This is a genomic window from Micromonospora sp. NPDC023869, from assembly GCF_055559695.1.
The window spans coordinates 196,709-215,603 of sequence record NZ_JBVHKD010000010.1; the positions used below are offsets into that span (position 1 = coordinate 196,709).

An 18,895-nucleotide genomic window follows, 5' to 3' on the forward strand; every position below is an offset into this window, starting at 1 on the left:
ACGGTGGTCAGCTGCTCACCCCGCCGACGCCCCGGGCCAGTGCCTCCACGGCGAGCACGTTCCGCACACCGGCGGAGGTGGAGGAGAAGGCCAGGGTGACGTACCGCTTGCCCTTGACGGCGGGCAGGTCCTTGAGCGCCGGGTGCTTCTCGAGGAACGCCTGCTTGGCGGCGGCGGTGTCCCAGCTCGCGTCGACGAGCACGATGACGTCCGGGTTGCGCTCGATGACGGCCTCCCAGTTGGTGTCGGCCCAACTGCCGGTCAGGTCGTCGAAGATGTTGGTGACCCCGGCCGCAGACATGATCATCGCCGGACCGCCACAGCAGGCGCCGGCACTGGGCGCGTCGTTGCCGCCGTCCCACCACAGCACCCGGGTGCCCTTCGCACCCGCCGACACGTCCGCGATGCGCTGCTTCTGGTCGGCGATCAGCGTCTCGGCCCGCTCCGCGACGCCGAAGATCGCGGCGATCTCCCGGATCTCGGCGAACACGTCGTCCATAGCCAGCTTCGCCGGCCGCGTCTCCTTCGGACATCCGGCGGCAGAGACGTACGTGCCCACGCCGAGTTTCTGCCAGTCGGCGCGGTCACCGGCCCCCTCGTCGCCGAACGCGCTCGAGAAGGAGCCGTAGACGAAGTCGGGCTCCAGTTCGAGCAACTTCTCCTTCGACGGGTACTCCTTGGCCAGTACCGGCACCTTCGCGTACGCGGCGGCGTACTCGGGCAGCACCTGGTCGTCGAGGTAGGCGGTGCCGGCCATCCGGTCCTCCAGACCGAGCGCCAGCATGATCTCGGTGGCGGGCTGGTTCATCGTGACCGCCCGCGCCGGAGGGCTCGGGACAGTTACCGGTATGCCGCAGTTGGTGACCGAGACAGGCCCGGCGGCGGACGCCGTGGCAGCCGGATCACTGTCGCCGGTCGTGGCGCAGCCACCGACCAGGGCGAGCAGAACGGAGAGCGGCGCGGCAACGCGCCAGGACGCAGGGAACCGCATAGCGGGACCACCTTCCAGCACCTCGTGGACGGGTCGTACAGGTGCCGTGGCCGGTCTCCTGGCTGACGGGTGGTGCGCTGGCGACCGGCCTTCCCAGGCATACGCCCAGTGACCTTGCGGTGGCCTCCAGCATCCCGATCACAGTGGCGAGGGCCGCACCGGTCTCACACCGGCTTCCCGAGCACCACGGCGAGGCCACCCTAACCAAAGCAGGCAGCACCGTCAGTGGCCTAGATCATGGCGGGAGCCCATATCGGCCCAGCGTGCCCCGGCAGAGCTGGTCAGGTGACGGCCAAGGGCGTACGTCGATTTCGGCGCTGCCGCACAGTCGGCCTGGCGTGTGCATCGAGATTCTCTCCGCAGTCCGACCTCGACGAGGAACACGGCCGCCGGGGGCCTACCCGTACGCGGCAAAGGCGGCGAGGTCGTCCTCGTCCCACTGCCACCAGCGGTGGCCCGAGCCGTCGACGAGCACACGCCGGGCCGATCCTGCGCAACGTCCATGATGGGTGGATGGACCGACACCCCGTCCTCGCCGCCTACATGGCCTCCGGAACATGACCAGCCGCTCACGGCTTTGCCGCGAAGCGGGCGCGCTCTTCCGAGCACAGCATCGCTCGATCCGGGATCGAGTGGCTATCGCGGCGCTTGGATACCACTCGATCCCGGATGGAGCACAATCTTGCGGCCAAGGTGCGAACATGCGCCGAAGCATGCTGGCCTCCGTGGTGGGATTCGAGCACGTGCCCCGACACGACCTGCGGCACACCGGCCTGACGTGGATGGCCGATGCAGGCGTGCCGGTGCACGTCCAGCGGAAGATCGCCGGGCACGGGTCGCTGACCACCACCCAGCGGTACCTACACTCTGGGCTCGCGATGTCACCTACGACGAGGATCGCAGCCAGATCCGCACCGGCACCGGACGAGGACCTACACCCCGACCGGCAGTCGTACATCAACGCGGGAACGGCGCTCAGTGCCATCTGAAAACCGGCCGGTCCCCAGATCGTCCCCCGCTACGCGCCGTCGAGATCAGCAATGCCCTACCGGCGCAGAATGCATTAAAACCCGTTGACCAGGGCTTACGTCCCGGCCAACGGGTTTCTTAGCAAGTGTCGGGACGGCCGGATTCGAACCGACGACCCCTTGACCCCCAGTCAAGTGCGCTACCAAACTGCGCCACGTCCCGATGCTCCCGCGTCGTCCTGCCCGCGACAGCCGCTACAGCTTAGCGCAGCTTCCCCTCTCCGCCGCACAGCCCCCTCCCCACTGCCATGACCACCCCCACCACCCCTAGAGCGTCCTAGGAGGGTGGGGTGTGGGTCAGCCGTGGGCCTTGCCTCGGCCGCCCGGGCCGAGCTTCTTGCGGGGGCGTACCGAGATCTCGATGGGGCTGCCCTCGAAGCCGAACTCCTCGCGGAGCTTGCGTTCCACGAAGCGCTGGTAACCGGCGTCCAGCGGGCCGGTGGTGAACAGCACGAAGCGCGGCGGGGCGACCCCGGCCTGGGTGGCGAACAGGATGCGGGGGGCCCGTCCCCCGCGTACCGGGTGCGGGGTGGCCTGCACCAGGGCGGTGAGCCACGCGTTGAGCTGCGCGGTGGGGATCCGGGTCTCCCAGCTCGCCAGCGCCCGGTGCAGGGATGCGGCGAGCTTGTCGACGGCCCGTCCGGTCATCGCGGACAGGTTCAACCGGATCGCCCACGGGATGCGGCGCAGTTCCCGGTCGATCTCCTTGTCCAGGTAGTACCGACGGTCGGCGTCGACCAGGTCCCACTTGTTGAAGGCGATCACGAGTGCCCGACCGGCCTCGGTGACCATGGTCAGGATGCGCTGGTCCTGCTCACTGATCGGCTCGCTGGAGTCGAGCAGCACCACCGCCACCTCGGCCGCCTCGATCGCCGAGGCGGTCCGCAGGCTGGCGTAGTACTCGGTGCCGCTGGCCTTGCCGACCCGCTTGCGCAGGCCGGCGGTGTCCACCAGGTGCCAGGTGTCGCCACCGATGGTGACCAGGCTGTCGACCGGGTCGACGGTGGTGCCGGCGACGGCGTCGACCACCGCGCGTTCCTCGCCGGAGAAGCGGTTCAGCAGGCTGGACTTGCCGACGTTGGGCCGACCGACCAGGGCGACCCGACGCGGGCCGCGCGGGCGGTTCTCCACGATCTTCGGCGCTTCGGGCAGTGCGTCCATGATGGCGTCGAGCAGGTCACCGGAGCCTCGGCCGTGCAGGGCCGAGACCGGGTGCGGCTCGCCGAGGCCGAGCGACCACAGCGAGGTGGCCTCCAGCTCGATGTTGCTGTTGTCGGCCTTGTTGGCCACCAGGATGACCGGCTTGGCGCTGCGCCGCAGCATCTTCACCGCCGCCTCGTCGACGTCGGTGGAGCCCACCGTCGCGTCGACCACGAAGACCACCACGTCGGCGGTGAACACGGCCGTCTCGGCCTGCGCGGCGATGGCCGCCGCCCGGTCCTTCGCATCCGGTTCCCAGCCGCCGGTGTCCACCACGGTAAAGGTTCGACCGGACCACTGCGCGTCGTACGGGACCCGGTCGCGGGTCACGCCGGGTACGTCCTCGACGACCGCCTGGCGGCGACCGATGATCCGGTTGACCAGGGTGGACTTGCCGACGTTGGGGCGGCCCACCACGGCCACCACCGGCTGCGGTCCGGTCGGCTCCTCAAGGTCGAGGTCCGGCTCCCGCAGCTCCACCCAACCGTCGTTGTCAGTCACGCCCATGCCTCGTTTCGTTGGCCGGTGGCGGGAAACGCCCACACCACCGTGCCGGATGGTCCGGTCGCCGGCAGAGCCGGCAGGTTGTCGCGCCCGGTCACGCCACGTTCCGCTCGGCGAGCAGCGCCCGCAGCTTCGCCACGACCTCGTCGATGCCCAGCTCGGTGGTGTCCAGCACCACGGCGTCGGGGGCCTGGGCGAGCGGGTCGGCCTTGCGGGTCGAGTCGATTTTGTCCCGCCGGGCCAGGTCGGCGGCGGTCGCCGCCACGTCGGAGGCGTCCTCGGCACTGCGACGCGCGGCACGGGCCGCCGCCGAGGCGGTGAGGTAGACCTTGAGATCGGCGTCGGGGACGACCACGGAACCGATGTCACGGCCCTCGACCACGATCCGGCCCGCCTTGGCGATCATCTCGCGCTGCCGGGCCACCAGCAGCGCCCGGACCGCCGGCACCGAGGCCACGGCGGACACGGCGGCGGTCACCTCGGGACCCCGGATCTCGGCCTCGACGCCGACGCCGTCGGCCGTCACGCCGTAGCCGGTGGGGTCGGTGCCGATCCGCAGGTCGACCTCGGCGGCGACCTTGCCGACCGCCTCGGCGTCGGTCAGGTCGACGCCGGAGCGCAGCACGGCCCAGGTGATCGCCCGGTACATCGCGCCGGTGTCGAGGTAGCGGGCGGTGAGGCTCGCCGCCAGCCGCCGGGAGACGGTGGACTTGCCCGAACCGGACGGCCCGTCCACAGCGACCACACAGCGCCCGGTCGGTACGTTTTCCTCCACCGTCGTCCTCCTCAGCCCGTACCCCGCGATCCGCCGCATCGGCGGACGCGAGCGGTTGCCCACACAGCTTCCATCATGCCCGGCGCCGTGGCGCACGGCCCGCCGGCCCTGCCGGGCCGCCAGGAGCCTACCGTCAGCGGTACCCGCGAGCGCGGGGTCAGTCACCCACACCCTTGAACAGGGCGGCGACCTCCGCGTTGGTCAGCCGCCGCGTGCGCCCGGGACGCAGGTCGCCGAGCCGGATCGGCCCGATGGAGGTACGCACCAGCCGGCTCACCGGGTGTCCGACCTCGTCGAGCAGGCGCCGGACGATGTGTTTGCGGCCTTCGTGCAGGGTCAGCTCCACCTGGGCGGTACGTCCCAGACTGCCCACCACCCGGAACGAGTCCACGGTGACCGGCCCGTCCTCCAGCTCGATACCGGCGGCCAGGCGCTTGCCGAGGTTGCGCGGGATCGGCCCGGCCACCTCGCACAGGTACGTCTTGGCCACCCCGTAGGAGGGGTGCATCAGCCGGTGCGCCAGGGTCCCGTCGTTGGTGAGCAGCAGCAGGCCCTCGCTGTCCGCATCGAGCCGCCCGACGTGATAGACGCGCTGTTCGACCCGGTTACCGACGAAGTCGGCGAGCGCGGTGCGCCCCTTCTCGTCGGCCATCGTGGAGACCACGCCGCGGGGCTTGTTCAACGCCAGGTACACCAGCCGGGTGTCGGCCACCAGCCGCTCACCGTCGACGTGGATGACGGCCTTGGTCGGGTCGACCTTGTCGCCGAGCTGGGCCACCCGCCCGTCGACCGTCACCCGCCGACGGAAGATCAGGTCTTCGCAGGCGCGCCGGGAACCGACCCCCGCCGCGGCGAGCACCTTCTGCAGGCGTTCCGGACCGGTGTAGACGGGGGCGTCGGGGCGGGGGGTGCGGTTATCGCGCGGCATCAGCAAGCTCTTCTACGTCGTCGGGGAGGAACGGGGCCAGGGGCGGCAGGTCGTCGAGGCTGTTCAGGCCGAGCTTCTCCAGGAACATCGTGCTCGTCCGGTACAGATAGGCCCCGCTGTCCGACTCGATGCCGCACTCCTCGATCAGCCCACGGGTCACCAGGGTACGGATCACCCCGTCGCAGTTGACGCCCCGGATGGCCGATATCCGTGACCGGGTCACCGGCTGCCGGTACGCCACCACCGCGAGGGTCTCCAGCGCGGCCTGGGTCAGCCGGACCGACTGCCCGTCGAGCACGAACCGTTCCACGTAGGTGGCGTATTCCGGCCGGGTGTAGAGCCGCCACCCGCCGGCCGCCCGGCGCAGCTCGAACCCGTGCCCGGCGGCGGTGTAGCTCGCGGCGATCTCGTCCAGCATCGGCCCGACCCGCTCGGCGGGCTGTTCGAGGATCTGGGCCAGCGTCAGCTCGCTGACCGGTTCGTCCACCACCAGCAGGATCGCCTCCAGCGCCCCGCGCAGTTCGGCGTCGTCGAGCACCGGCGGCGGCTCCGGCACCACCCGCGTCCGCCCGCCCCGCGGCCTCCGTCCCGCCTCCGCCTCCGCGACCTTGGTACGCGACGGCCCCTCCCGGGACACTTCCGCACCAAGATCCGGAGCTACCCCGGGATCGGCGGTGAGTTCGGCGACAGCGGGTTCCGCGCGATCGGGTTCGGACTCGACGGGATCGGCAGTGGCCGGATCCGGGGCCATGGGTTCGGGGGCAGGGCGCTGCCAGGGCGGGATCCAGGAAGCGGCCTGGTCGGCCAGCGAGTCCCGGCGTTCCTCGTTGCTCATCCGGCGCGCTCCTCCGTCGTTACCGCCTCGTCCGTCGACACACCGGACCCCGCCGTCGGCGCACCTGACGCGGTCGTCGGCGTACCAGAACCGGCCACGGTCGGTGTCCCGTCGGGGGCCGTCTCATCCGGGTTGCCGGCGTACTCGTCAATGGTCAGGGTCGGGCTGCCGTCGTCGGGGCCGGTCCAGCGTACGGTCAGCTCCTCCAGCGCCTGTTCCTGCACGAAGGCCACCACGCCCTGCCGGTACAGTTCCAGCAGCGCCAGGAACCGGGCGACCACCTCGAGGGTGGCCTCGCAGTCGGCGCAGAGCAGCGAGAAGGTGGCGGTGCCGACGCGGCGCAGCCGCTCGCTGATGATCGCGGCGTGTTCCCGGACGCTGACCCGCACCATGTGCACGTGGGCGATGGAGACTTCGGGTATCGGCTTCGGGGTCATCGCCTTGACGGCGAGCCTGAGCAGTCGCTGCGGGCCGATGCCGAGCACCAGGTCGGGCAGGGCCTCGGCGTACCGGGCCTCCAGGGTGACCGCGCGCGGGTAGCGGCGTCCGCCGACCTCTTCCAGCACCGCGATGTGCGCCGCCGCCTCCTTGTACGCCTTGTACTGCAACAGTCTGGCGAAGAGCAGGTCCCGCGCCTCCAGCAGGGCGAGGTCCTCCTCGTTCTCCACCTCGGCCGAGGGCAGCAGCCGGGCCGCCTTGAGGTCGAGCAGGGTGGCGGCGATCAGCAGGAACTCGCTCGCCTCGTCCAGGTCCCAGTCGTCGCCCATGGCCCGGATGTAGGCGATGAACTCGTCGGTCACCTGGTGCAGCGCGACCTCGGTGACGTCGAGCTTGTGCTTGCCGATCAGTTGCAGCAGCAGGTCGAACGGGCCGGTGAAGTTGTCCAGCCGGACCGTGAACTTGCCGGTGTCCGCAGCGTCGTCCGGCACGACAGCCAAGTCCGACGCGACCGACCCCGGCACCGCCGACTCCGACACGACCGGCTCCGACACGAGCGTGTCCGGGACAGGGGACGCTTCCGGCGCGCCGAGGTCAGCCGCAGGCGGATGCTCCGGTGCGGCGGTCGGGTCGGCGGGCGGCGCGCTCACGCCGACGACCGTAGTCCACGGCCTGGACACCGATGGTTACCGGCCTACCGCTCCGCCTGCGCGGCGATCACCTCGCGGGCCAACTGACGGTAGTTGCGGGCCCCCGAGGAGGCCGGGTCGAGCGTGGTGATCGGCGCACCCGCGACCGTCGACTCGGGGAACTTCACCGTCTTGGTGATGACCGTCTGGTAGACCTTGTCGCCGAACGCCTCCACCACGCGCTGGAGCACCTGGCGGCAGTGCGTGGTGCGGCTGTCGTACATGGTGGCGAGGATGCCTTCGAGTTCCAGGTCGAAGTTGAGCCGCTCGCGCACCTTGTCGATGGTGTCCAGCAGCAGGGCGACACCGCGCAGGCTGAAGAACTCGCATTCCAGCGGGATGAGCACGCCGTGCGCCACGGTCAGCGCGTTGATCGCCAGCAGGCCGAGTGACGGCTGGCAGTCGATCAGGATGTAGTCGTACTCCTTGCGGACGCTCCTGAGCACCCGGGCCAGGGCCATCTCACGGGCGACCTCGTTGACGAGCTGTATCTCGGCGGCGGAGAGGTCGATGTTGGCGGGCAGCAGGTGCAGCCCGGCCACGTCGGTCTTGATCAGGACGTCCTCGGCGGTGACGTCGTCCTGCATGAGCAGGTTGTAGACCGACAGGTCGAGGTTGTGCGGGTTGACGCCCAGCCCGACCGAGAGGGCGCCCTGCGGGTCGAAGTCGACCAGGAGCACCTTGCGGCCGTACTCGGCGAGCGCGGCGCCGAGGTTGATGGTGGTCGTGGTCTTGCCGACGCCACCCTTCTGGTTCGCCATCGCGATGATCCGCGCCGGGCCGTGCCGGTCGGTGGGCATCGGCTCGGGGATGGGCTTGCGCATCGTGTAGGCGGCCGGGTCGGCCGGACCCAGGTCCGAGCCGAGCGCGTTCTGCTGTTCGCGGAGCTCCGACGTCCAGGTCTCGGCACGGTCACCGTTGCCAGCCATGTCCTCGTTGCCCCCTCCCGACGACCATCTGGCGTCGGAGCCGCCCGACGTCCTTCGCGGCGCCGCTGCGCACCCCGGTCATCCCGCCGCCAGGCCGCGCCGATCCCGACTGTACGCCACCGACCAGCAGGGCGTTCACTACCCGCTCGGCGTGTCGGACGGTGGTACCGACCAGCGCCGTCCCGGCCCACGTCGACCAGCCAGGCCAGTGCCGTCCCGGCCCACGTCGACCAGCGTTGCGCGCCTCGACGTCAGTGCCGGGCGCGCGGGTGTGCGGTGGCGTAGACCTCGCGCAGCCGGTCCACGGTCACCAGCGTGTAGACCTGGGTGGTGGTGACCGAGGCGTGACCGAGCAGTTCCTGCACCACGCGCACGTCGGCGCCGCCGTCGAGCAGGTGGGTCGCGTACGAGTGTCGCAGGGTGTGCGGGGAGACCGCCTCCGGCCCGTCCACTGGCAGCCCGGCCCGGGCGGCGGCCCGGCGCAGCACGGTCCAGGCGCCCTGCCGGGTCAGCGGGCCGCCCCGGGCGTTCAGGAACACCTTCGGGGTGCCCCGGCCGGAAGTGACCAGTCCGGGCCGGGCGCGGACCAGGTAGGCGCCGAGCGCCCGTAGCGCGTGCCCGCCGACCGGCACCAGTCGGCTGCGTCCGCCCTTGCCGTGCAGCAGCACCACCCCGTCGTCGAGGTCCACGTCGTCCACGGCCGCGCCGATCGCCTCGGAGATGCGTGCGCCGGTGCCGTACAGGAACTCCAGCAGCGCCCGGTCGCGCAGCGCCAGCGGCGCCTGCTCCCCCGCCGCGTCCACCGGACCGGCGGTCTCCAGCAGCCGGACCACCGCGTCGACCGGCAGGGCGCGGGGCAGTCGACGCGGTGGGGTGGGTGGGCGTACGTCACGGCTCGGGTCGGCCCCGGCCAGGCCCTCGCGCAGCGCGAAGCGGTGCAGGCCGCGCACGGCGCTGGCGGCGCGGGCGGCCGACGAGACCGCCAGTGGCGGACGGCCGTCGTCGCCGGTGCGCAGCCGGGCCAGGTGCCGTTCGATCTCGGCGGCCGAGACCCCGGCGAGGTCGTCCACCCCGGCGGCGGCCAGCGAGTCCAGGTAGCGGTCCAGGTCGCGGCGGTACGAGGCGAGGGTGTTCGCGGCCAGTCCCCGTTCGACGGTGAGGTGGTCGAGGTAGCCGCGCAGCGCACGACGCAGGGCCGGCGGCGGCTCGGGGCCGGCCCGTTCGTCGGTCGCCGTGCTCAGCGTTAGCCCCCTAGTGCCTCGGTGAGCGCGAGGGTGGGCAGGCCGTGCGCCTCGGCCACCGGGCCGTAGACGACCTGACCGGCGTGGGTGTTCAGGCCCAGGGCCAGCGCCGGGTCGCGACGCGACGCCTCCCGCCAGCCGTGGTTGGCCAGTTCGAGGGCGTACGGCAGGGTGACGTTGGTCAGCGCGTAGGTGCTGGTGTTCGGCACCGCGCCGGGCATGTTCGCCACGCAGTAGAAGATCGATTCGTGCACCCGGTAGACCGGTTCGGCGTGCGTGGTCGGCCGCGAGTCCTCGAAGCAGCCGCCCTGGTCGATGGCGATGTCCACCAGCACGCTGCCGGGCTTCATCCGGGAGACCAGCTCGTTGGAGATCAGCTTCGGCGCCTTGGCGCCGGGCACCAGCACCGCGCCGATGACCAGGTCCGCGTCGAGCACGGCCCGTTCGATCTCGTACGCGTTGGAGGCGACGGTCTGCAGGTGTCCACGGTAGATGGCGTCGGCCTGCCGCAACCGGCCGACGTTCTTGTCCAGCAGCAGCACCTCGGACTGCAGGCCCAGCGCGATCGCGGCGGCGTTCATGCCGGAGACCCCGGCACCGATGACCACGGTCTTCGCCGCGTACACGCCAGAGACGCCGCCGGGCAGCACACCCCGCCCCCCACCGGTCCGCATCAGATAGAACGCGCCGACCTGCGGGGCGAGCCGGCCGGCCACCTCGGACATCGGGGCGAGCAGCGGCAGGGAGCGGTCCGGCAGCTCGACCGTCTCGTACGCGATCCCGGTGACCTTGCGGTCGAGCAGCGCCTGGGTGCAGTCCCGCGAGGCAGCCAGGTGCAGGTAGGTGAAGAGGACCTGCCCCTCGCGCATCCGGTGGTACTCCTCGGCGACCGGCTCCTTCACCTTGAGCACCAGGTCCGCGGCGTCCCACACCTCGTCGGCGGTGTCCAGGATCTTGGCGCCGGCGGCGGTGAACTCCTCGTCGGTGATGCTGGACCCGACCCCGGCACCGGCCTCGACGAAGACCTGGTGGCCGCCGCGAGTGAACTCGTTGACGCCCGCGGGCGTGATCGCCACCCGGTACTCGTGGTTCTTGACCTCGCGTGGGATGCCGACCTTCACGATGCAGACCCTCTCTCCGGGGACCGCTCTCCCCCGACTGGGCGGTGCCGCGGCGGCCCCTTTGCCGCTACGGTCGACCGGTCCCGTGGGCGGCAGTTTAGGCGTACCCGTCCGTCGAGGGAGCCTGCACCATGACATCCGGTGGCCGCGAACCCTGACGATGTGTCAGGTGTACGGGCAGCCCACCGGCTGGTCCCTCCTCAGCCGACAGGACAGTATTGGTCGTCATCGTCCCACGGGGTGCCTACCGGTGCGGACAGCGTCGGTGTGGATCACTATCGTGTCGCCTCATGACTACTCCCCCCTATCAGCCCGGGTACCCCCAGGGCGTTTCCGACAAGAGCAAGGTCGTCGCGGGGCTCCTCGGTATCCTGCTCGGCGGCCTCGGCGCTGGCCGGTTCTACACGGGCCACATCAAGATCGCGGTGCTGCAGCTCGTCGTGAGCCTCTGCACCCTCGGTATCGGCAGCCTGTGGGGCCTGATCGACGGCATCCTGATCCTGGTCAACGGTGGCGTCGACGGACAGGGTCGCCCGCTGCGCGACTGATCCGGCATGCGAACAGGGGCCGCGCGGTGATCCGCGCGGCCCCTGTCGTCGTGGTCCCGGTCAGCCGGGCAGCGGGGTGTCCGCCCGGCGCAACACCGACCAGCCGGCGTCGCGGGCGCGGGCGGCGGCCAGCAGCCCGGCCACGCACGGCCCGTTGGTGATCTCTCCGGCCAGCACCATGCCGACCGCCTCGTCCAGGTCGATCCGGACGATCTGCAGGTCGGCCTCCTCGTCGTGCCGGTCGTGCCGCTGCTCCACCGGCACCTCGCCGAGGTCCCGGGCCAGGAAGACCCGGACCAGTTCGTCGGTGAACCCGGGCGAGCTGTGCACGTCGACCAGCACGTCGAGCCGACCGGCGGTCAGGTCGACCTCCTCGGCCAGCTCCCGCGCCGCGGTCACCGCCGGGTCCTCGCCGGTGACGTCGGTCAGCCCGGCCGGCAGCTCCCACAGCCGCCGACCGACCGGCTGACGGTACTGCCGGATCAGCACCACCTGGCCGGCGTCGTCCAACGCCACCACGGCCACCGCACCGACGTGCCGGACCAGGTCCCGCGGGGCCGTCCCGCCGCCGGGCATGCTCACCTGCTCGGTGACCACGTCGAAGATCCGACCGCGGTACTGCACCTCGCGGGAGAGCACCTCGTAACGGTGCTCGACCGCCCTGCCGGCGTCGCTCACGACGCCGAGGGGACCGTCGAGGCGGCGCCGTTGCGCGCGGCCCGCTCGGCACCGTCCAGGTCGACCGGAAGCTGGTCGGCCTGCGAGTACGCCACCGCCGCCTGGACGAACGCGGCGAACAGCGGATGCGGCCGGGTGGGGCGGCTCTTCAGCTCCGGGTGGGCCTGGGTGGCCACGAAGAACGGGTGCAGCTCGCGGTCCAGCTCGACGAACTCGACCAGCCGCCCGTCCGGCGAGGTGCCCGAGATCCGCAGTCCGGCCTTGGCGAGCTGGTCCCGGTAGGCGTTGTTCACCTCGTACCGGTGCCGGTGCCGCTCGCTGACCTCGGTGCTGCCGTACGCCTCGGCGACGATCGAGCCCTCGGCGAGCGCCGCCGGGTACGCGCCCAGCCGCATGGTGCCGCCCAGGTCGCCCTTGCCGGCCACGATGTCCTCCTGGTCGGCCATGGTGGCGATGACCGGGTGCACGGCCTCGGAGTCGAACTCCACAGAGTTGGCGCCGTCCAGCCCGGCCAGGTGCCGGGCCACCTCGATGGTCATGCACTGCAGGCCGAGGCAGAGCCCGAGCAGCGGGACGCCGTTCTCCCGCGCGTACCGGGCGGTGCCGATCTTGCCCTCGATCCCCCGGACGCCGAACCCGCCGGGGATGACGATGCCGTCGACGCCGGCCAGGGCCGCCGCCGCGCCCGCCGGGGTGACGCAGTCGTCGCTGGGCACCCAGCGCAACTGCACCCGGGCCCGGTTGCCGAAGCCCGCCGCCCGGATCGCCTCGCTGACCGACAGGTACGCGTCCGGCAGGTCGACGTACTTGCCGACGAGCGCCACGGTGACTGTGCGTCGGGGCTGGTGCACCCGCTCCAGCAGGTCGTCCCAGCCCTCCCAGTCCACGTCCCGGAAGGAGAGCCCGAGCCGGCGCACCACGTACGCGTCGAGTCCCTCCCGGTGCAGCACCTTGGGGATGTCGTAGATGCTGGGCGCGTCCGGTGCGGCGATGACCGCCTCGGCGTCGACGTCGCAGTAGAGCGACAGCTTGTGCTTGAGCTTGTCCGGGATCTCCCGGTCCGAGCGGCAGACGATGGCGTCGGGCTGGATACCGATGTTGCGCAGTTGCGCCACCGAGTGCTGGGTCGGCTTGGTCTTCAGCTCGCCCGAGGGCGCCAGGTACGGCACCAGCGAGACGTGCAGATAGAAGCAGTTGTCCCGGCCCAGGTCGTGACGGACCTGCCGGATCGCCTCCAGGAACGGCAGCGACTCGATGTCGCCGACCGTGCCGCCCACCTCGGTGATCACCACGTCCGGGGTACGGCCGTCGTCGTCCGGGTCGGCCATCGCCAGGATCCGCGCCTTGATCTCGTTGGTGATGTGCGGGATCACCTGGACGGTGTCGCCCAGGTATTCCCCGCGCCGCTCCTTGGCGATCACGTCCGAGTAGATCTGGCCGGTGGTGACGTTCGCCTTGCCGGACAGGGCCCGGTCCAGGAAGCGCTCGTAGTGACCGACGTCCAGGTCGGTCTCGGCGCCGTCCTCGGTCACGAACACCTCGCCGTGCTGGAACGGGTTCATGGTGCCGGGGTCGACGTTCAGGTACGGGTCGAGCTTCTGCATCACCACGCGCAGTCCCCGCGCGGTGAGCAGATTGCCGAGGCTGGAGGCGGTCAGCCCCTTACCCAGCGAGGAGGCGACGCCCCCGGTGACGAAAATGTGCCTGGTCGTCCGTGCTGAAGGGGCCAAGGCCTGCTCCCGTGTCGTCCGTCGCGGTCGTGCAGACCGCCGAGCCGATCAGCGAAGTGATCACGCGATCCACGGGATTCCACGGTAACACCTCGCCTGAGGCGCTCCCGGGCCGCACCCGAGGTACGGCCCCCGGGGTCACCCGGTCGCGACCTCGGTCGACGACCGTACCGCCCGACCACGCCCGCGTTCACCCTCGGTACCGGCCCCGGCGGTGTCCTCGTCGGGAGCGCGCGTGGCGCCCGCATCGCCCGAGGCCGCCGCATCGCCCGGGGTGACCGCGTCGCCTGCGGTGCCCGCGTCGCCCACGCGGTCGTCGGACCGGATGACGTCGGACGGCCGGTCGGTGGCCGGCCGCGTACGGTCCGCCGCGTGGTCGAGCACCCGCAGCGCGGACAGCGCCGCCATCGGCACCACCACGGCCGCCGCGGCCCCGGCCACGTCCAGCGCCGCCGCGCTCAGCACCCCGCCGATGCCAACCGCCACGCCGGTGCCCGCCATCGCCGCCCGGATCGCCGGATAGATGCCGAACAGGCGCATCAGCCCGCCCCACGGCTGGAGCAGCGCAAACCAGACCAGCAACGCGCCGGCCAGTGCCAGCACGGTCAGCGGGCTGTTCAGCAGGGTGTCGATGTTCGAGGCGCTGGACCGCTGCACGGTCAGCCCGCCGGTGCCGTCGCCGAGCGCCGCGAGGAACCGGCCCAGGCTGCCGCGATCGGCCGGTGGACGGCCCAGGTCCACCACCGCGAACCCGACCATCACCGCCAGCCCGGCCATCGTCGCCCAGGCCAACCGGGTCAGCGTCAGCCAGCCGCCCGCGCTGATCGCCGCCGCGACGCTCACCCCGGCGGTCAACGCGATCGCACCGATCGAGTCGGCACCCAGGTACGCGCTGCCGACCACCACCACGGCGGCGCCGCCCACCACCACCATCACCATTGGGCGCCACGCCCGGCGTACCTGCTGGGCGAGCCAGCCGCCGGTCAGCAGCGCGCCGGCCACGAACACCCCGAGTCCCACGGTGCCCAGCCCGGCGTACCGGCCGCCCTCCAGCGCGGAGTACCCGATCACGCCGTTGAGCTGGAGCCGGGCCCCGGTGACCACGTCCAGGCCGACGGCCAGCGTGGTGAGCCCGGCCACCGCGCCGAGCGGCCCCAACGTGGTGCCGTACCCCGGCGTCAGCCGCACCAACAACGTCGCCGCCGCCAGCAGCACCACGGTCAGCCCGGCGAACGAGGCCGCCGGGTACACGTTGCGCCACCACGGCACCGCCTCGGCGAGCAGCGCCGCCGGGATGGCCAACGCCGCCGCCACCAGCAACAGCTCCACCACCGCCACCACCCGCCGGGACACCGGCTTCGGCCCGTACGGCCCGGCGTGCCGACGGGCCCGACGCAGCAGCGGCAGCACCGCCAGGGCGAGCGCCACCTGCACGGCGGCCAGCACCGTGAAGAACCCACCCGCCACCTGCCGCTGCGCGGCGGCCTCCCGGTCCGCGTCGGAGGGCTCGGCGATCGCCGCCGCCAGATCGGCCGGACGGCCACCGACCGACTCGGCGGGCCGACCGAGGAACGGCCGGTCCGGCATCGGTCGGCCCAGGGCCGCCAGCGCGGTCGGCGCCAGGTCGATCAGTTGCAGGTAGCCCTGCCGCCCGGTGCTGGGCGAGGTCAGCCAGCCCTCCTCCCAGCCGGGACCGTCGGCGACGGCCACGTGCAGCCGGGAGGGCCGCTCGGTGTCGGAGACCCCGGCCACGATCACCAGGGACCGCGGCGGCCGGCCGGCCAGCACCCGGGCCAACTGCGCGTCGGCCGCACGGGCCGCCGCCGACCGGGACGCCTCGTCCTCGCCCTCGACGGTGCCGAGGTCGACGATGCTGAGCACGCAGGAACCGAGCAGTTCGGCCGGATCCTCCGGCAGCGTCGGCGCGTACCGGTCGACCCGGCCGAACGGCCGCGCGGCGGCCACCGCCGCACCCGGGCCGACCGCCACCGAGCAGCGCACCGACTCCGACAGCGCGCCGGGCACCGTGCCCCACGGCAGCCGCTCCTGGTTACGCAGCACCACGCTCTCCTGCTGCGGCAGGTTCGCGCCGATGCCGTCGGGCTGGTCCACCGTCACGTCCACGGGCGGACACAGGCCGTCGGTCGGGCCCCCGCCCCAGGCGGCGAAGCCGCCCGCGCCGAGCGTCAGCCACCCGTCCACCGGGCAGGTGGGCCGGTACACCGACCGCACCGACAACGAACCGATCGAGCCGTCCTGCGCCATCCGCCACAGCGTCGGCGTGCGCTGCGCGTCCACGTCCTCCCACCGCAGCCCGGCCACCCCGACCAGCACCACGTAGTCGGCGCTCTGCGGGGGCGGCGGACTCTCCGGACGGGCCGCCAGCACGGTCACGCCGAGCGCCACCACGACCAGGGTCAGCAGGATCGGTGCGATTCGGCGCAGCATCACCGGCGTCCCGTCGACGGCGTGTCGGCGTCGGGCGTCGTCGGCCCGGCCCGGCCCGGCCTCAGCTCGGCGTAGAGCGCTACCAACTGGGCCACGGTCTGCGCCTCGGTGGGCCACGTCTCGGCCCGCACGGTGCCCTGGCGGCCCAGCTCGGCCCGGCGCGGCGCATCGTCGAGCAGGTCACCGACCGCCGCGTCGACCGCGTCGACGTCGCCCGGCGGCACCAGCACCGCAGCGTCCCCGACCAGATCCGGCAGGCCACCCACCGCGGTCGCCACCAGCGGTACGCCGGCCCGCAGCGCCTCCTGCGCGAACAGTTGACGGGCCTCCCAGTCGCTGGTGACCACCGCCAGGTCCGCCCCGGCCAGCAGGTCGCTCACGTCGGTGCGGTGCCCGAGCAGCGTCACCGGCGCCCGCGCGGCACTGATCCGGGCGGCCAACGGCAGGTACGCCGGACCACTCCCGGCGATCACCACGACCGGCGGCGGAACCCGCTCCCGCCACCGGGCGGCGGCGTCCACCAGCACGTCGTACCGCTTCTGCGGGTGCAACCGACCGACCGAGAGGATCAACGGTTGGTCGGCCGACACGCCGAACTCGGCCCGGACGGCGGCCCGGCCCCGGCGCGGAGCGGGCAGCTCGGGAGCGGCCACCGGGGCGAGCCGGGCATCCCCGGCGCCGAGCCCGACGGCCCGGGCCACCAGGTCGGCGGAGGCCCCGAGCGTCACCCGGGCCCCCCGGGCCACCATCTTCTCGGCCCACCGGGACAGACTGCCCCGCAGCCCACCGGCGAGCACCGCGTTGTGCCAGGTGACCACCAGCGGGGCGGCCGGGCGGGCGATCACCGCGACCAACCCGGCGCGCAGCCCGTGCGCGTGCACCACGGCGACCTGCTCGCCGGCCAGCGCCCGACGCAACGCGGTGATCGCGCGGACGTCACCCGGCGTCGGGCTGGCCGGGATCTCCACCGGCGCGAACCGGGCCCCGGCCCCGACGAAGTCGAACTGGTCCTGGGTCGCCGCCGGCCCGCAGACCAGCACCGACTCACCGGCCGCCGTCAGCCCACGGGCCACGGCCCGGACATGCTGCCCGACCCCACCGGTGCTGGAGGCGAGCACCAGCACCACCGTGCCCCACCGGGCATCCGCACCCCTCGCGCTCACCGGTCCTGACCTCCGTTCGCGCCGCTTGCCTTTCCGTCCGCTCGCCCGCCGCTGCTCCGGGTCCGGCGGAGGCGTCGACGCAATCCGGTCAGCAGTGGCCGCAGGTCCCGCCGGTCGACCAACCAGACCACGCCGAGGAAGACGACGACGACCAGGACTCCGGACAGCATGCCCTGCACGAGTGCCGCCGACCGCGTCGGGGTCCCGCCCAGCCAGCCGAGCAGCACCAGCGCCGCGAGGGCCGCCGTCACACCCGCCGACACCCCGGCGGCACCGGCGCGTACGGTGCCGGCCAGCGCCGCCGGACCGGCCGCGCGCCGCACGGCCACCAGCAGCAGCCCACCCAGCAGCAACATGCCGGCCGAGTTGGCCAGGGCGACGGCGAGCACCCGGTCGGCCGTCGGGAGCAGTGCCGCCAACGGCAGCGTACCGAGCGTGACCGCCAGCCAACCGGCACTGATGGCGACGGTGGCCTCCCGGGTCGCGCCGCGTGCGTACAGGGCCCGGGACAGGACCGCGAACAGCCCGTACCCGAGCAGTCCCGGCGCGAACCCGGCCACCGCCGTGGCGGTGGCGGAGGCGTCCAACGGGAAGAACCGGCCGATCGGACCGGCCACCCCGACCAGCGCCGCCGCGCCAAGGCAACTGGAGAGCAGCACCGCGCGCACCGTCCCGGACAGGGTGTCGCGGTAACCGTCCTCGTCGCCGCCGGCCGCCGTCTCGGCCAACGTCGGGTACGCGGCCGTGGCCAGCGGCACCGCCAACACCGCCCAGGGCAGCAGGTAGAACGTCTGCGCCAGGTTGAACACCTGCGGAGCCTCGGTCCGGCCGCCGGAGATCTGATAGAGGATCACCAGCGTGGCCACCTGCTGGGCGGTGACGGTGACCACGCCGGCGGTGACCAGACCACCCACCCGCGCCCGCGCGTCGGCCGGGAAGCCGTACCCGGGACGCAGCCGCAGGCGCAGCCGCCGCAACGGGATCAGCAGCGACAGCGACAGCACCACCACACCGAGCGTGGTGCCGCCGGACAGGATCAGCTCGGCGCCCCGGCCCGCCTGCGCCACGCTCGCCCCGGTACCGGCCACGGCGGCGAAGACGAGGTACGCCACGATCACCGTCAGGCTGGACAGCAGCGGCGCGATCACCGGCCAGGCGAAGCGGCGGTGCGCCTGGAGCACACCGGTCAGCACGATGCCGATGCCGTACAGCGGCACCTGCGGCGCGAAGACCCGCAACATCCGGGCCCCGGCCGCCAACTCCTCCGGGCTGCGGCTGTGGAACACCGACACGATCTGCTCGGCGCCCAGGGCCACCAGCACCGCCAACGGCACCAGCAGCGTCACCGTCCAGGTGAGCAACGCGCTCGTGGTCGCCGCCACGGCCCGCCGGTCCCCCGCCGCGACCGCACCGGCCAGCAGCGGTACGACCAGGCTGGCCAGCGCCCCACCGGCCACGATCTCGAAGATGATGTTGGGGACGGTGTTCGCGATCACGTACATCGCGCCCAGGTCGCTGTCCTGCACCACCCAGGTGAAGACGGCGGTACGGCCGAACCCGGCCAACCGACTGACCACGGTCAGTACGGCGATCAGCGCGGCTGCCCCGGCCACCCGGCCGGCGCCGGCGAGGGGTGCCGGTCTGGTCAC

The 18,895-nt window shown here is 72.6% G+C and carries 16 protein-coding genes, 1 tRNA gene and 1 riboswitch; of the genes, 2 read left to right on the top strand and 15 right to left on the bottom strand.

What is annotated here, in order from left to right; all coding sequences use genetic code 11:
• Positions 1–7: 7 nt before the first annotated feature.
• The gene (locus ACZ31C_RS25160) at positions 8–991 is read right to left on the bottom strand and encodes an ABC transporter substrate-binding protein (RefSeq protein WP_465797362.1); all 984 of its coding nucleotides are present in this window, start codon (positions 989–991) and stop codon (positions 8–10) included.
• Between the two features lie 31 nt (positions 992–1,022).
• Positions 1,023–1,195, bottom strand: a riboswitch (cobalamin riboswitch).
• A 497-nt stretch (positions 1,196–1,692) separates the two neighbouring features.
• Between ACZ31C_RS25160 and ACZ31C_RS25165 the strand changes: the two genes are divergently transcribed.
• The gene (locus ACZ31C_RS25165) at positions 1,693–1,980 is read left to right on the top strand and encodes a tyrosine-type recombinase/integrase (protein ID WP_465797363.1); all 288 of its coding nucleotides are present in this window, start codon (positions 1,693–1,695) and stop codon (positions 1,978–1,980) included.
• A gap of 128 nt (positions 1,981–2,108) precedes the next feature.
• On the opposite strand, the gene ACZ31C_RS25170 is transcribed toward ACZ31C_RS25165, so the two are convergent.
• From ACZ31C_RS25170 to ald, 9 genes are all read right to left on the bottom strand, one after another.
• Positions 2,109–2,182 (bottom strand) — tRNA-Pro (locus tag ACZ31C_RS25170).
• A gap of 134 nt (positions 2,183–2,316) precedes the next feature.
• Positions 2,317–3,720: a ribosome biogenesis GTPase Der gene (gene der / locus ACZ31C_RS25175; protein ID WP_465797364.1), complete on the bottom strand. Its 1,404-nt coding sequence runs from the start codon at positions 3,718–3,720 to the stop codon at positions 2,317–2,319.
• Positions 3,721–3,817: 97 nt separating this feature from the next.
• Positions 3,818–4,498 carry a (d)CMP kinase gene (gene cmk, locus ACZ31C_RS25180; RefSeq protein ID WP_465797365.1) on the bottom strand — a complete coding sequence of 227 codons (681 nt, stop codon included), beginning with the start codon at positions 4,496–4,498 and terminating at the stop codon, positions 3,818–3,820.
• 157 nt (positions 4,499–4,655) lie between these two features.
• Complete coding sequence (locus tag ACZ31C_RS25185; RefSeq protein ID WP_465797366.1) at positions 4,656–5,426, bottom strand: pseudouridine synthase; 771 nt, start codon at positions 5,424–5,426, stop codon at positions 4,656–4,658.
• Positions 5,413–6,261, bottom strand: coding sequence for an SMC-Scp complex subunit ScpB (scpB, locus tag ACZ31C_RS25190; RefSeq protein WP_465797367.1), 849 nt, complete (start codon positions 6,259–6,261; stop codon positions 5,413–5,415). The genes ACZ31C_RS25185 and scpB overlap by 14 nt, the downstream gene beginning before the upstream one ends.
• Positions 6,258–7,349, bottom strand: coding sequence for a segregation and condensation protein A (locus ACZ31C_RS25195; protein WP_465797368.1), 1,092 nt, complete (start codon positions 7,347–7,349; stop codon positions 6,258–6,260). Before ACZ31C_RS25195 ends, scpB begins: the two co-directional genes overlap by 4 nt.
• Positions 7,350–7,393: 44 nt before the next feature.
• On the bottom strand, positions 7,394–8,317 hold the full coding sequence (locus ACZ31C_RS25200; RefSeq protein ID WP_117230487.1) for a ParA family protein: 924 nt from the start codon (positions 8,315–8,317) through the stop codon (positions 7,394–7,396).
• Between the two features lie 251 nt (positions 8,318–8,568).
• Positions 8,569–9,558 (bottom strand): tyrosine recombinase, encoded by a 990-nt coding sequence (locus ACZ31C_RS25205; RefSeq protein ID WP_465797387.1) that lies wholly within the window; start codon positions 9,556–9,558, stop codon positions 8,569–8,571.
• 2 nt (positions 9,559–9,560) lie between these two features.
• Positions 9,561–10,679: an alanine dehydrogenase gene (gene ald, locus ACZ31C_RS25210; protein WP_465797369.1), complete on the bottom strand. Its 1,119-nt coding sequence runs from the start codon at positions 10,677–10,679 to the stop codon at positions 9,561–9,563.
• A 218-nt stretch (positions 10,680–10,897) separates the two neighbouring features.
• Between ald and ACZ31C_RS25215 the strand changes: the two genes are divergently transcribed.
• Complete coding sequence (locus ACZ31C_RS25215; protein ID WP_465797370.1) at positions 10,898–11,227, top strand: NINE protein; 330 nt, start codon at positions 10,898–10,900, stop codon at positions 11,225–11,227.
• 60 nt (positions 11,228–11,287) lie between these two features.
• Here the strand turns inward: ACZ31C_RS25215 and ACZ31C_RS25220 are convergent, their stop codons facing one another.
• The 5 genes from ACZ31C_RS25220 to murJ form a co-directional block, all read right to left on the bottom strand.
• Complete coding sequence (locus ACZ31C_RS25220; RefSeq protein WP_449954893.1) at positions 11,288–11,905, bottom strand: NUDIX domain-containing protein; 618 nt, start codon at positions 11,903–11,905, stop codon at positions 11,288–11,290.
• Entirely contained in the window at positions 11,902–13,635 is a 1,734-nt protein-coding gene (locus ACZ31C_RS25225) for a CTP synthase (protein WP_465797371.1), read from the bottom strand. The genes ACZ31C_RS25220 and ACZ31C_RS25225 overlap by 4 nt, the downstream gene beginning before the upstream one ends.
• A gap of 138 nt (positions 13,636–13,773) precedes the next feature.
• On the bottom strand, positions 13,774–16,083 hold the full coding sequence (locus ACZ31C_RS25230; RefSeq protein WP_465797372.1) for a hypothetical protein: 2,310 nt from the start codon (positions 16,081–16,083) through the stop codon (positions 13,774–13,776).
• Positions 16,083–17,246: a glycosyltransferase family 4 protein gene (locus ACZ31C_RS25235; protein ID WP_465797373.1), complete on the bottom strand. Its 1,164-nt coding sequence runs from the start codon at positions 17,244–17,246 to the stop codon at positions 16,083–16,085. The genes ACZ31C_RS25230 and ACZ31C_RS25235 overlap by 1 nt, the downstream gene beginning before the upstream one ends.
• Entirely contained in the window at positions 17,243–18,895 is a 1,653-nt protein-coding gene (gene murJ / locus ACZ31C_RS25240; RefSeq protein WP_465797374.1) for a murein biosynthesis integral membrane protein MurJ, read from the bottom strand. Before murJ ends, ACZ31C_RS25235 begins: the two co-directional genes overlap by 4 nt.